The following is a 14,557-nucleotide window of genomic DNA, read 5'->3' as shown; positions in this document are numbered from 1 at the left end:
ACGTCGTCGGACAGCCGGAGCACATCATGCGCGGGTGGAAGTGGGGGAGCGTCATCGCGGGGGTGCTCGCGCTCCTGGCGTGGTGGATGCTCGGAAGCACCGAGCCCATGGCGCCCGCGCGCGAAGTCGCTCCAGCGCCCCGGCGCGCCTCGGGGGATTCGCTTCCGCGCACGTCCGCGCCCACGCGGGCGGAGCAGGCGGGAGCGGGACTGTCCATTCGCGGCACCGTGGTGGACTCGCTGGGTCGACCCGTGGCGGGCGCGCGCGTCTCCGCGTCGTGGCCGGAGGCGGGCGAGACGTTGTCGGAGCTCCCCTGTCCGGAGGAGGTGCTTCCCTCCTGGGAGGCGCTGGTCGATGCGTCCCAGGGTCGGCGCAAGCTCCCGTGGTGTCTGCCGCAGGTGGAGGACACGCTCACCGCGCTGCTGCTCGCGCGGCAGGGTGAAGCTCCCATCCACGCGGAGACCGTGTCGCGCGACGACGGCGCCTTCGTATTGGAGGGACTGCCCGAGGGCCCTCAAGCCCTCCTCGCGCTCTCCGAGCGGGGCACCGCGCTGCGCCCCGCCGTTCCTTCCGGCAGCCAGGACGTGGAGCTGCTGTTGGAGCCGCCGTGGTTCGTGACAGGACAGGTCCACGGGGACGGCGAGCCATTGGCGGGCGTCGCGGTGACGGCGGTCAGCATGCACCACACCCGCTTCTTCGATACGAGCACGGATGACCAGGGCCGCTTCAAGCTGGGGCCCCTTCCCCGCCAGAGTTATCAGGTGCTCGCGACGAAGGAGGGCTGGCTGCCGACGCTCGCGCCGGAGCGGTACAGCGACCAGGTCCGGGAGGTGACGCTGTATCGGCCCCGCGCGCTCCACGGCCGGGTGCTGTCCGACGGAGCGCCCGTTCCGGGAGTGGAGGTCCGAGCGGCGCGCGCCGACCTGGACGACGGGGCACCGGTTCCCCGGACGAAGACGGACGCGGAGGGACGCTTCACGCTGGAGCTGAGCACGGGCAGGTACGCGCTCACAGTCGAGCAAGGGGGCCGATACGCCTTCGCGCGAGTGGAGCTGGGCTCAACGCCTCCTCCCGAGGTGGTGTTGAAGCTGGGCGAGGCGCTCCAGGTCGAAGGCACGGTGTTCGACGATGCGCACGGCGCGGTGGAGGGCGCGCGTGTGAAGGCGCACTTCAGACAGGGCGGACGGGAGTCCCTGGAGGCAGTCACCGCGGCGAACGGCCACTACCGCCTGGGCCCCGTGGAGCCCGGCCCGTGGGAGTTCACCGTCGAGGCGAAAGGCCATGTGGACCTGACGGTGGGCCAGGAGCACGAGCTGGCTAGCGGCATGGGCCCTCGGGACTTCACGCTGAAGCGCACGCAGACCATCACCGGTCGCGTCGTGGACGGCGCGGGCCAGCCGATATCGGGCGTGCCCCTGGCGATGGAGCTGATGGGGACCGAAGGCCCCGAGGACTACGAGCCGCAAGAGCTGACCTTCTCCGACCGGGACGGACGCTTCGTGATGGATGCCACGCGCGCCGGCGGCTCCTACGAAATCACGGCGCGCAGTGACGACTACGTCCATGAGACCGTGGTGGCGACAGCCCCTGGCCCCGAGGTGACGCTCACCTTGCGCGCGGGCGCGACGGTGGAGGGGACGCTGACGGATGCGCGCGGCCTGCCGGTGGCGCGGTTCATGGTGAACGTGCTCCCGCTGGACCACGACGACGAGCAGGAACGCCTGCTGGAGACCGAGGGCACGGACGACCAGGGCCACTTCCGCCGCAAGGGCATCTACCCGGGGCGCTATCGCGTGGAGGCCAAGCAATGGGCGTCCAGCGTGGACCGGAGGGTCTGGGCCGACGTGGAGCTGCTGCCGGACACGGTGACGAAGGTGGAGCTGCGGCTCCAGGAGGAGCACTCGCTGGAGGGCATCGCCGTCGACACCGCCGGCCAGCCCGTCCAGGGCCTCTCCGTGCGAGCCCAGTCCCTGGCCAGGGTCGATGGCCCCAAGTTCATCGAAATCCACGGGGACCGGCACGAGAGACCGCGCGGTGTCCTCACGGACGCGGAGGGGCGCTTCGTCCTTCGCGGCCTGGGCCCCCTCGACCATGCGCTGTTCGCCATCAAGCCAGGCCATGAGCTGCTGCCGGAGCGTTGCTCGGGAGTCGTGCGCAGCGGCGAGGACGTCCACTTCACGGCGGACACGAAGCAGGTGCGGCTGGTGTTCCGGCGCCACCCCCACGTCCGGGGACGGCTCCTCGGACCAGACGGCGCGCCCCAGCACTCCTTCACCGTCGGACACACGCGGGTCCAGAGCGAGGACGGCACCTTCGCCGTCCCCCTCCACGAAGAGCCCATCACCCGTCAGTACCTCTTCAGCGTGTACGAGATGCCCACGGCGACGCGCGCGGTGAAGGGCGGCGTGGACGTGGCGGATGTCGACCTGGGGGACATCCGGCTGGAGGAGGGGCGCTACATCCAGGGGCTGGTGCTCGACGCGGAGACAGGCGCGCCGGTGAAGGGCGCCACGGTCGAACTCGACGCCGAGCCTGACGAGGACGGTGAGCGGGGCCAGCTCGCGGGCGCGCGCACGAACAGCGACGGCGAGTTCTATCTGGACAAGGTGGCTTCCGGTCCCCACACCCTCCGGATGAGCCACCCAGGCAACTACCGCGAGCTGCGCGTCCCGGTGGCCGCCACGCAGGAGAAGGTGACAGCGCGGATGGAGTCTGGCGCTCGCGTGAAGGTGACGGCGAGGGACCGCCAGGGCCGTCCGTTGGACGCGTTCATCAGCTACCAGGGAGCGGGCGACGAAGGCCTGGTCGAGATGGGCAAGGGCGTGAGCACGCTGCGCGGCCTGGAGCCCGGCCGCTATGCGCTCAAGTTGATTGCGCGGCACCGCAACGAGTCACTGCCGGACTTCCAGCCGTTGAGCGTGGACCTGCCCGAGCGCGGAGCGCTGACGGTGGCCTTCCTGCCCGCGACGGGAGGGGCCACGGTGAAGCTGCGCCTGCCCTCGCAAGTGGGCGTGGGCCTGGGACTGGTACCCGGCGTGGTGCCGCCTCCCAGCACCTCATCGGCGCTGCGCCACCTGATATTCCAGGGCCTGCCCTGGCAGTACAGGGAGGACAACCCGGAGGTCGTCTTCACCCATGTCCCCGAGGGCAGGGTCACCGTCTTCTTCCACACGTCCGACGTGCCCGGTCAGTTCCACATGGAGGAGCTGGACATCCCGGCGGGAGGGACGGTGTCAGTCACCCTACAGCCGTCCTGGCGGAGGCTCGACGTCGCGGCGAAGTGAGCGCCTCTCGCCTGGCTGACAGCGCGCGGGCGCCGCGGGTGGAAAGCAGGCTCCTCGCCGTGCTTCGGGTACGGTGCGGGGCCCGACATGCACTTCAAGTTCGTCCACGCCGCCGACCTGCACCTGGACACTCCCTTCCGTGGCGTGGCCGCACAAGGACCCCTGCTGGGACGCTTCCAGGAGTCCACCTTTCGCGCGCTGTCGCGCATCGTCGACCTGTGCCTGCGCGAGCGCGTCGCCTTCCTGCTCCTGGCCGGAGACTTGTTCGAGGTGAAGGACCGCTCGGTGCGCGCTCGACTGGCGCTGCGGCGCGAGCTGGGGCGGCTGCACGACGCGGGCATCGAGTCCTTCATCGTCCACGGCAATCATGATCCGCTCAGCGGCGACACCGGGACGCTGGGGCTGCCTTCGTCGGTGAAGGTGTTCGGCCCGGACTGGGAAGAGGCGGAGGTGCGGCGCGAGGGACGTCGGCTGTGCCGCGTGCAGGGCATCTCCTATCCGGACGTGGAGGTGCGCGACGACTTGTCCGCGCGCTTCCGTCGCACCGGGGACGGCTTCAGCGTGGGCCTGCTGCACGCGAACCTGGGCGGCGCCGAGGGACACGCCAACTACGCGCCCTGCACCCCCGCGGGCCTGGGCGCGCGCGGGCTGGACTACTGGGCGCTGGGACACGTGCACACGCGCAGCGAGCTGATGCTGCCCGGTGGCGGCATGGCGGTGTACCCGGGCAATCCGCAGGGACGGCACGCGCTGGAGACAGGGGAGCGCGGCTGCGTGCTGGTCGAGGTGGAGGACGGGGGCATGCGGCGGCGCTTCGTGCCGGTGGACACGGTGCGCTGGCATCGGCTGGAGGTGCCGCTGACGGGCGTGGCCACGCTGGACGCGCTGCTGGGCACGGTGGGTGAGGTGGTGGACGCCGCGTGCGCGCGGGAGCTGGACGGCCACGCGGTGCGCCTGGTGCTCACGGGGCGCGGGCCGCTGCATCGCGAGCTCACGCGGCCCGGAGCGCTGGCGCAGTTGGAAGAGGACTTGCGCGCGCGACTGGCGCGGGGGCATCCGCCGGTGCTGTTGGAGTCACTGCGGGATGGAAGTCGTCCGGAACTGGACTGGGAAGCGCTCCAGACGGAAGGCGGCTTCGCGCGCACCTTGCTGGAAGAGGCGCGCTTGCTGGAAGAAGACCCGGTCGCGCTGGCGCGACTGTGGGAGCAGGAAGCGCTGGGCAGCCTGGGCCAGCGGCTGAAGCGACTGGGGGTGGATGTGCTGGAGATGCCACGGACGGAGTGGATCTCCCGCGCGAGCCTGCTGGGCGTGGAGGCGCTTCACGAAGAGGAGGAGGGGGCATGAAGCCAGGGTTGCGCATCGATACGCTGCGGGTGCGGCGCTTTGGGCACTTCTCGGACCTGACGCTGGAGCTGGGGCCCGGGCTGCATCTGCTCCATGGCCCCAACGAGGCGGGCAAGAGCACGCTGCTCGCCTTCCTGCGCGCCGTGCTGTTCGGGTTCGAGCGCCGGGGGAACCCGGAGCGGTATGCCGCCCTGGACGAGGACACGACCATCGGCGGTGAGCTTCGACTCTTCACGGCATCGGGGCCGCTGCTCGTGCGCCGCATGGCCGCGCCTCGGGGCAAGAAGTCGGAGACGCTGACCGTGCTCGGGTCCGAGGGCGAGCCCGTGTCCGAGGAGCGCCTGCACGCCGCGCGCGGCCACGTCACACGCGAGCTGTTCTTCGATGTCTTCGCCTTCCGGCTGGAGGAGCTGACGGGGTTCGAGCAGTTCGCGAAGGAGCGCGGAGTGTCCGAGGCCCTCGTCGCCGCGAGCATGCAGGGCGCGCGACGATTGCCCGTCGCCATGTCCGAGCTGAGCAAGAGCGCCGAGCAGCTCTACAAGCCCACCGGCTCGAAGTCCGAGTTGAACGTGAAGCTGCGCGAGCTGGAGGAGGTGCAGGAGCAGCTCCGCGACGTGGGCAACCGGCCCGCGCTCTACTTCGCGAAGCGGGAGCGGCTGGAGTCACTCGGCGTCGAGCTGGGCGGCCTGGAGTCGCGCGTGCACGAGGACAGCCGCGAGCTGGAGCGACTGGCGCGGCTGGAGTCGGCGCTGGGAGATGTCGCCGCGCTGGCGACCGCCCGGACGGAGCTGGAGTCCCTCCCCGCGCTGGAGACGTTCCCCCAGGGCGGCGAGGCGCGGCTGGAGGCAGCGCTGAATCAGAGCAGGACGCATCGCGGGAACGTGGCCCGGCTCGCGGAGCAGTTGAGCTTCACGGAGGCGGAGCTGGCGCGGCTGTCCGCTCCTTCGCCGGTGCGAGGGCAGGAGGACGCGCTGCGGGCCGCGGTGGCGGCGTACTCGGAGCGCTCGGAGCTGGTGCGGGCGTTGCCGGCGCGGCGCGCGGCGCTGGGGATGAAGCGGCGACAGGTGGAGTCGGCGCTGGAGGAGCTGGGGCTTGGTGTGGATGGGCCAGGGCTGGTGGCGCTGGATTTGAGCGCGGGGGCTCGCGCGGGGTTGGAGGCCCTGTCGTCCCGGCTGGACGTGGAGGAGACGGGGCGGCGCGAGGTGGGTGGGGCGCTGGCTCGGGCTCGCTCGGAGCGGGAGCGGCTGGAGGGTGTGCTGGCGCGCGCGGAGTCGGAGCTCGCGGAGCTTCCAGACGTCCGTCCGGCGCAGGTGCGACAGCAGCAGACGGGGCTGGCGCGGATGCGCGACGCGCGCTTGGACCTGGAGCGGCTGGGTGAGCAGAAGATGGCGGCCCGGCGGCGGATTGAAGAACTGCGGGGGCTGGTGACGGAGCCTCCGACTGCGTCGAGCCCGGTGATTCCAGTGTGGTGGGTGCCGGTGGCGGCGGCCGTGGCGGTGACGCTCGCGGTGGCGGCGTGGCTGCTCGGGGGCACGGTGGTGGGAGTGCTGGGGCTCGCGGGTGGGCTGATGTTGACGGGCCTGCTGGAGCTGGCGCGGCGGCGGGTGGAGTCCGCGCGGGATGCGGAGCGTGGGGCGCGGGAGGCTCGGCAGCAGTCGCGAAAGCAGGAGGAGGAGCGACTGCGTGTGGAGCTCTCGGGGTACGTGGCTCGCGAGGAGCTGGCGCGTCGGGAGCTGCTCGCCTCCGCGACGGAGGCGGGGCTGTCTCCGGCGGCGACGTCCTCGGACATGACGGCCCGCGAGAGCGTGCTCGCGGAGGCACTGGAGCACGCGGGGCGACGCGAGGCACTGTCACGCGAGCGGGACACGCTGCGCGCCACGCATGACCTGGCGCTGCGCGACGAACGACAGGCGGATGAGCTGCTGCGCGGGCACGAGGCGCGGCACGCGTCACTGAGCATGGAGCTGACGACGTGTCTGTCGGCGCGACGTTTCCCGGCGGGGCTCCCCGCGCAGGCGGCGCTGGCCTTGTGGCGCGATGCCTCGGCGCTGCGGCAGCGGTGGCAGGACCTGGTCGCGGACGAGGCGGCGCTGTCCGCCGATGAAGCGGCCTGCGCGGACGTGGTCTCTCGGCTGCGAGCGCTGGCAATGGAAGGCCTCCTCCCTGAAGCTGAAGCGCCCGTGTCCCAGTCATCAGGTTCCATGGACCTGGTGGTCCTGCGAGTGAACGCGGCCCTGGAGGCAGCACGCGAGCAGGAGACGGAGCGACGCGCGGCGGAGGAGCGGCGTCGCGAGCTGCGCGAGGAGAAGGCCCACCTCGATGAACTGTGCCGCACGGAAGAAGCCGCTCTCGCGGCGTTGCTCTCCGAGGGCGGTGGCGGTGACGAGGAGACCTTCCGTCGGCGCGCCGTGCAGGCACACCGCCACGCGGAGCTCACCCGCCATGCGCGAGAGCTGGCCCACCGCATCGAGGCTCGCACGGGACTGTCCGACACCGAGGCCCGCGAAGCCCTGCGCGCCCTGGGCGGAGAAGAAGGTCTGCGCACGGTGCTGAGCCAGCTGCGCGCCCGACATGCGGAGGCGCAGGAGAAGTCGAAGGAGGTGCTCACCGAGCAGGGCGCCACGCAGAACCAGCTCGAGCAGTGGGAGAACGACGACCTGCTCGCGCGCCTGCGCATCCAGGAGGAGACCCTGCGCGCGAAGGTGGCGGAGCTCGCCACGCGCTACGCGGAGGACAAGCTGGCGCTGGCCCTGCTGGGACGCGCGCGTCGACGCTTCGAGGAGGAGCAGCAGCCGCGCGTGGTGCAGCTCGCCTCGGAGCACTTCGCCCTGCTGACGGAGGGCCGCTATCGCCGCGTGTTCATCCCCGCAGGTGACGAGCGTGAGCTGCGCGTGAGCGACGGCGAGCGGGACTGGAGCGCGGCTCAGCTCTCACGGGGAACCCGCGAGCAGCTCTACCTCGCCTTCCGTCTCGCGGTGGTGCGCGACTTCGGAGAGACCCGAGGCGCGCTGCCGCTCATCGTGGACGACGTGCTGGTGAACTTCGACCCCGGCCGGGCCCGAAGCGCCATCCATCTCCTGGCCCGTCTCGCCGAGCACCAGCAGGTGATTGCCTTCACCTGTCACCCCTGGCTGCGCGAGCTGTTCGAGGCCGAGGGCGCGCAGACGCAAACGCTGGAGTCCCGCGACTCCATCGCCGCGCTCCAAGCTGGCTGAATCGAGACTCCGGGTCTCGGGGCTCTCGGGACGTCCGCTGCTACACTCGTGAGCGTGGCGAGCGGAGGCGGCATGCGGACGTCGCGAAAGATGGCGGTCACTCTCGGAGCGCTCACGCTGGTGGGCGCGCTGGGCATGTGGCACCTCCCGAAGCCCGGGGATGCCCCGTCTGTTCCCCGAGCCTCCGCGCCTCGCGGGAGCACAGGCCTCATCCTGGCTCCACCCGCGCCACGGGCCGAAGGCACCCTGCGCATCCAAGGCATCGTCGTCGGAGACGAGGGTCCCCTGGCCGGAGTCCGCGTCACGGCCACGCGCCCCGAGCCAGGTCAAACCCTCTCCGAGCTGCCCTGTTCGCAAGTGCTGCGGCGGCACACCGGCGGGAGTCACGCGAAGTTTCCGGAGTGCTTCTTCGATGAGGAAGACACCACCCTGGAGTTGCTCCTCGCACGCCAGGGAGAGGCCCCCGTGTACGCGGAGGCGCTCACCACGGAAGACGGTCGATTCACCCTCGACAACCTGCCCGAAGGTCGTTTCACGCTCTGGGCCATCGGAGCGCGCGACGCACGACTCCAGCCGGAAGTCGCGGCGGGTACGGAGGGACTTCAGCTCCGACTCGGAGAAGCCTTTTTCCTGAAGGGACAGCTCATCGACGAGGACCTCGTGCCCCTGGCCCAGGTCCGGGTGATGGCCGTGCATCAAGGGTCGACACGCTTCTTCGACGGGGAAACCGGAACGGACGGCAGCTACCGCATGGGTCCGCTTCCCTCCGGAAGGTATGCCATCACCTTCGCGAAAGACGGCTGGCTTCCCACGTTGGCGAACCAGTGGCCCGACAATCCCCTGACACTCCTTCGCCCCAGGCGCATCACCGGCCAGGTGTTGAACCAGCGCTCGCCCGCCCCCAACGTGACGGTCTCCATGCATGACGTCACCCAGCGGCGGTACAGGAGCCCTCCCTCCGCGATGCGCATCACGGACAAGCAGGGGCGCTTCACCTTCGAGGAGCTTCCGCCCCAGTCCTTTCAGCTCAGTGCCAGCAAGGGTGAGCAACACGCGCTGGCCGAGGTCGACTTGAAGGTCCCTGGGACCTCGTCGGAGGTCACGCTGGTGCTGGGCCATGCGGCCCTTCTCGAAGGACGCGTGCAAGACGAGGCTGGAGCTGGCATCGAAGGAGCCACCATCACCGTCCGTGACGTCGACAACCACGAAGCCGCGAGTGCGAGAACCGACGCCGCTGGCCACTATCGGGCGAGCCCTCTGCTCCTCAAGCCCCATGAGGTCGAGGTCTCGGCGAGTCGCTACCTTCGTATCAAGCAAGCCATCCCTGAGCTGGGTCCCGGCACGAAGCGACTCGACTTCACGCTCCGCCCCACCGTCTGGGTCGATGGCGTCGTTCTCGATGAGGCAGGTCGCCCGATTCCGGACGTCAGCATCGAGATTCATGAGAAGCCGCAAGCGCCCAGCGGTGGATCATTCGTTATCGCCAGGACCCAGTCAGATGGAGCAGGACGATTCCACCTGGACCTCGCCTTGCCTGGCACATTCACCCTGAAGTCTCGGTCAGAGCGCTTCGCGGAGGACCAACGCCAGGTCCAGGCTCCCGACACGAATGTCCGCTGGGTCCTGAAACAGGGGGCGAGTGTTTCGGGGACGGTCCGGGATGAACTGGGAACGCCCTTGCCCGAGGTCAGCGTGAGCCTGTGGAGCCAGGAGCCCGATGTGCCCCACATGAGCGAAACCACGACGGACCCACAAGGCCACTACACGCTCGGGGGGCTCAAGTCGGGGCGATACGTGCTCGAAGCCATACACACCTCCGGAGCCGTGGAGCGCAGCGCATCCCAATCGATGGAGCTGCGCGACCAGGAAGAAGCGCAAGCGGACCTGCGCCTCGCCGCGGGCTGGACGCTGTCGGGAATCGTCGAGGACACCGCCGGCAACCCCATCGCGGGAGCCGCGGTCGGCCTCCTCGAGACTTCAGAGTCGGCGCCGGAGTGGCGACGTCATCAGAGGACCTGTGAAGGGCCACCCGTTACCATCACACAAGCCGATGGACGCTTCACGCTGCGGAACCTCCAGCAACCGAAACTGAAGCTGGGCGCATGGACCACGGGCGTCAGCTTCGCGCCCCACCTCTCCACGGGCGGCCACCATGACTCCGGGGACTTTCTCGTCCGCGAGGGTGCCCCCCACGTGCGCCTGGTCATGAAGCGGGAGGGACGCGTCCAGGGGCGCGTCGTGGGCCCCGACGGAAAGCCCATCACGCACTTCAACATGCCCTGGGAGGTCAAGCACCCGCGCGGCGAGTTCTCCGTGAACGTGGACAGCCCGGGCTCATTCCGCCTCAACATCAGCGCACGGGGAATGGCGCCGATATCCCGAGCGGTCGAGCTGCATGACGAGTCCGAGGTCATGGACCTGGGCGAGCTGCGGATGAGCCCTGGACGTCAGGTGGCCGGGCGCGTGCTGGACGCGGAGACGTCCGCGCCCGTCGCGGGTGCCACACTTCGCATTGCTCCAGACCGGATGCGCGGAGAGCCACTCCACCGTCTCGCGGAGCAGGTGGAGACAGCCCGGGATGGTTCCTTCTCGCTTCCCAACGTGGAGGAGCGTTCCCTCACGTTGTTCATTGAGGCCGGTGGCTACCCCTTGAAGCAACTGACCTTGGCACCTGGACCTCAGGAAGGTCTCGCGGTGCTCCTCGATCACGGCGCGAAAGTGGAGTTCTCCGTCCTTGATGCGCGGGGGCAGCCCACCAACGCCACCGTCTACGTGGACCGCGATGGCGAGGTCATGAACTCTCGCTACATCGAGGTCCCAAAGAGCGGCCTGCTCGTCGTGCGAACCCTGGGGCCCGGCGACTACCAGGTGCGAGCCATTTCTTCCTGGGACCGCCCCGCCACCTACGCACTCCAGCGCGTCCAGATTCCAGCGAGCGGGAGGGTTGCCATCACCCTCAAGGCCCGGCACGAAGGGGCAACCCTGAAGCTGGGGGTGAAGACCGATGACAGCTTGAGCCCCATCCTCCTCGTGGGTGAAGTCCCCCTGCCGGAGCGCACCAATGACGTGAGTGAGCTGGATAGCCGTGGACTGCCCAGCCAGCTCAGCGATTCCGGAGCCAGGGTTTTTCGAAACCTTCCTCCTGGCAAGGTGACGCTCTTCCTGATGAGGCCGAACCAGGAATACATTCACTGGGAACTCATCGACATCCCCGAGGAAGGCACGGTGGTGCGCGACGTGACGCCTGCATGGCGGCGACTCAAGCGCCACACCCCGTAGAGGATTGTCGAGTCTCACGAACCGCGTCGACGCACGACACGCACGTGGGTGACGAGCACGCGAGGTTCGCGTCAGCGCCCCGGGGTCCTCCACTGCTACATTCCCGGACGTGGCGAGTGGACACGACATGCGGAAGTCGCGACGGGTGGCGCTCACCCTCGCGGTGCTCACGCTGGTGGGCGCGCTGGGAGTGCCGTACCTCCTGAAGTCAGAGGATGTGCCCGCCCCCCGCCGAGCCCCCGCGCCACGAAAGAGCACGGGCCTCATCCTGCCCGCGCCCGCGCCACGGGCCGAAGGTTCCCTGCGCATCCAAGGTGTCGTGCACGGAGACCAGGGCCCCCTCGCGGGAGTCCGCATCACCGCCACCCGCTCCGAAGCACATCAGACACTCTCCGAGCTGACGTGTGAGGAAGTGCTGCCCCACCGTCGCGGAGACCGTCGGGAATTCACCCTGTGCTTCTACACGGAACCCGCCACCACGCTGGAGCTGCTCCTCTCCCGCCAGGGAGAAGCGCCCCTGTACGCGGAGACCGTCACGGACGAAGACGGCCGCTTCACCCTCGAACAGCTCCCTGAGGGAGCGTTCACTCTCTGGGCCATCGACCCGCGAGGTGCGCGGCTGCAACCGGGAGTCCTCGCGGGAACGGAGGGACTCCAGCTCCGGCTCGAAGGGGGCGTGTTCCTGGAGGGCACGGTCATCGACGAGGCCCTCGCGGCCCTGCCCCAGGTCCAGGTGATGGCCGTGCATCAGGGCTTCACCCGCTTCTTCGACGTGGAGACGGACGCGGACGGGCGCTTTCGCATCGGCCCGCTCCCCGCAGGAGACTACGCCCTCGCCTTCACAAGAGACGGCTGGATTCCGGACCTCAAGGGCTCCTGGTTCGCCGAGTCCGTGAAGCTCCTGCGTCCCCGCCGCCTCGTCGGTCGAGTGACGAAACAGGGCGCCCCCGTCCCCCAGGCCACAGTCCAACTGCGAGACATCACCCTCAACGAGCGGGGCATCATGCCCCCAGGATCCGCGAAGCAGCAGACCACGGACGCCCAGGGACGCTTCACCTTCGAGCCGCTCGCCTCGCATCACATCCAGCTCGACGCCACCCAGGGCGAGCACCACGGCAGGGCCCTGGTCGACATGAAGACCCACGACACCCAGAAAGAGGTCGTCGTGGAGCTGGGCCCCGGAGCCATGCTGGAAGGCACCGTGACGGACGAAGCCGGAGCCGCCATCGAAGGCGTGCGCCTCCTCATCCAGGAACGTCGAGCACAGCGCCAGTCCGTGGAGACCACCACGGACGCCATGGGCCACTACCGGCTCGGCCCGCTGTCCCTCGCGCCCCATGAACTGGAGCTCACCTCCCCTCGACACTTTCCCACCGGCGAATCCTTCGCGGAGCTGAGTCCTGGCACGAAGCGGCTCGACTTCACGCTGCGCACCCCGCTCTGGGTCGACGGGGTCCTCGTCGATGAAGCAGGGAGCCCCGTCCCGGACGTGTACGTCACCGTCGACAATCCTCCTTCCGAGGACACCGACGACACGCTCCTCCTCGCGCCCTACGAGGCCCGGTCGGATGAGCAGGGCCGGTTCCACCTGAACTTCCCCACGCCGGGGTCCTTCCTCCTGAAGCTCCTCGACGAGCCTCGCTTCCGCATGGAGGAGCTCCAGGTCCAGGCCCCGGACACGAAGGTCCGCTGGGTCTTGAAGCGAGGAGCCACTGTCTCCGGCACCGTCTTCGACGAGTTGGAAACGCCCATGCCTGGGCTCCTCGTGCGCCTGTCGACCGAGCCGCCCGAAGAAGGCACGACGAGCAGCCCGTGGCCAGAGGTGCTGAGCGAGACCCGGACGGACACGCGAGGCCACTATGCATTCGGGGGCATGAAGCCAGGACGGTACGTGCTCGAAGCCGTCCACGAATCCGGCGCCGTGGAGCGCTTCGTCACCCGACACCTGGAGCTGGGAGCGCGGCAGGAGGCCCACGTGGACCTGCGCCTCGAGGCGGGCTGGACGCTGTCAGGCACCGTGGTGGACACCCAAGGACAACCGCTCTCCGGCGCCGACGTCCTCATCCAGTCTCCGCCGGACTCCACTCCCAAGTGGCGCGTGGGCCATCGCCACCACGCCGCGGACCCCGTCACGCGCACCCGGTCAGACGGGCACTTCACGCTGCGAAACCTGCCGAGCCAGGACGTGGAACTGAGCGTGACGAAGCAGTCCTTCCGCCTCGCGCCTCACCTGTCCACCGGCGGCAGACCCGGGCTCGACTCACTGCATGCCCATGAGGGCGGACCGCCTGTCCGCCTCGTCATGTCGCGACGGGCCCGCATCCACGGGCGCGTGGTGGGCCCGGACGGCAAGCCCCTCACGCGCTTCCAGCTCATGAGAGAGGACGTGGAGCATCCCCAAGGCGAGTTCTCGCTGGACGTGGGGAGCGCGGGCTCGTGGCCCGTCATCCTTAAGGCCGAGGGCCTGGCGCCGGTATTCCGTCAGGTCGAGGTGCCTCACGACACGGCGGTGGTGGACCTGGGCGAGCTTCGGATGAGCGCGGGACGCAAGGTGGCCGGACGTGTACTGGACGCGGAGACCTCCGCCCCGGTGGAGGGCGCTCTGCTCATCCCCGACGTGGAACACTTCGACAGCGTGACGCTCCACCCCTACACATACTGGACCCAGGCGTACACCGCGAAGGATGGAAGCTTCTCCATCGCTCGCGTGGACGAGCGCTCCTCCGCACTGAACGTCCGGGCCCGCGGCTATCTCTCCAGGAAACTGAACCTGGCCCCAGGTTCCCAGGAAGACCTCACGGTGCGCCTGGAGAAGGGCGCGCGGGTGGTGTTCTCCGTCCTGGACGCGCGAGGTCAACCCACGAGCGCAACCGTCTTCCTGGACCGTGAAGGCAGGGAGTCGTCCCCCTACACCATCGAGGTCCCCGCCGAGGGACTCTTCGTCATGCGAGACCTCGCGCCAGGCGCCTACTGGATGCACGCCGCTGCTGGCGAAGGGAGGCTGGAAAGCTACGACTCGCGGCGCGTCCAGATTCCCGCGAGCGGCGGAGTCTCCATCATGCTGAAGGCGCGGTCCGAAGGCGCCACCCTGGAGCTGCGCGTGCGCAGCCCACCGCGCTTCACCCTGGTGCTCGTCTCCGGCGAAGACTCCTGGTCGCGCGAGGGCTACGACTTCTCGCGACTGCGCGAACGTTCCCTTCCTCATGAAGTCAGCAAGGAGGGAACGATGACCTTCCGGAACCTCCCCTCCGGAAAGCTGACGCTCATCCTGATCTCCAACGACTGGCGGGGCAGCTATCGCGAGGTCATCGACATTCCCGAAGCGGGCACGGTGGTGCGCGACGTGACGCCCGTCTGGCAGGCCATCCGGCGGTAGGCGCCCCGCATACGCGCACGTCTCGCGATAAAGTCATCACCGCGCGAACCAAATCCCAG

At 69.5% G+C, this 14,557-nt stretch carries 5 protein-coding genes; all 5 read left to right on the top strand.

The window, feature by feature from the left end:
* The first annotated feature begins 26 nt into the window (after positions 1-26).
* Positions 27-3,284 (top strand): carboxypeptidase-like regulatory domain-containing protein, encoded by a 3,258-nt coding sequence (locus HUA78_RS23450; protein WP_174477197.1) that lies wholly within the window; start codon positions 27-29, stop codon positions 3,282-3,284.
* An 87-nt stretch (positions 3,285-3,371) separates the two neighbouring features.
* A complete protein-coding gene (locus HUA78_RS23445; protein ID WP_174464776.1) occupies positions 3,372-4,628 on the top strand; it encodes a DNA repair exonuclease in 1,257 nt (418 codons plus the stop codon).
* Positions 4,625-7,843 (top strand): AAA family ATPase, encoded by a 3,219-nt coding sequence (locus tag HUA78_RS23440; protein ID WP_174477196.1) that lies wholly within the window; start codon positions 4,625-4,627, stop codon positions 7,841-7,843. The genes HUA78_RS23445 and HUA78_RS23440 overlap by 4 nt, the downstream gene beginning before the upstream one ends.
* Before the next feature lie 72 nt (positions 7,844-7,915).
* Positions 7,916-11,122 carry a carboxypeptidase-like regulatory domain-containing protein gene (locus HUA78_RS23435; RefSeq protein ID WP_174477195.1) on the top strand — a complete coding sequence of 1,069 codons (3,207 nt, stop codon included), beginning with the start codon at positions 7,916-7,918 and terminating at the stop codon, positions 11,120-11,122.
* Positions 11,123-11,249: 127 nt separating this feature from the next.
* A complete protein-coding gene (locus HUA78_RS23430) occupies positions 11,250-14,498 on the top strand; it encodes a carboxypeptidase regulatory-like domain-containing protein (protein ID WP_174477194.1) in 3,249 nt (1,082 codons plus the stop codon).
* The last annotated feature ends 59 nt before the right edge of the window (positions 14,499-14,557 follow it).

Source organism: Myxococcus sp. CA033, assembly GCF_013336625.1.
GTDB classification, from domain to species: domain Bacteria; phylum Myxococcota; class Myxococcia; order Myxococcales; family Myxococcaceae; genus Myxococcus; species Myxococcus llanfairpwllgwyngyllgogerychwyrndrobwllllantysiliogogogochensis.
The sequence above is the reverse complement of the archived record's forward strand: the minus strand, read 5'-3'. Positions and strand labels throughout refer to the sequence as shown.

Coding starts and splice junctions, on each gene's coding strand:
- HUA78_RS23445 (WP_174464776.1), top strand. CDS start 3,372: ATGCACTTCAAGTTCGTCCACGCCGCCGACCTGCACCTGGACACTCCC.
- HUA78_RS23435 (WP_174477195.1), top strand. CDS start 7,916: ATGCGGACGTCGCGAAAGATGGCGGTCACTCTCGGAGCGCTCACGCTG.
- HUA78_RS23430 (WP_174477194.1), top strand. CDS start 11,250: ATGCGGAAGTCGCGACGGGTGGCGCTCACCCTCGCGGTGCTCACGCTG.
- HUA78_RS23440 (WP_174477196.1), top strand. CDS start 4,625: ATGAAGCCAGGGTTGCGCATCGATACGCTGCGGGTGCGGCGCTTTGGG.
- HUA78_RS23450 (WP_174477197.1), top strand. CDS start 27: ATGCGCGGGTGGAAGTGGGGGAGCGTCATCGCGGGGGTGCTCGCGCTC.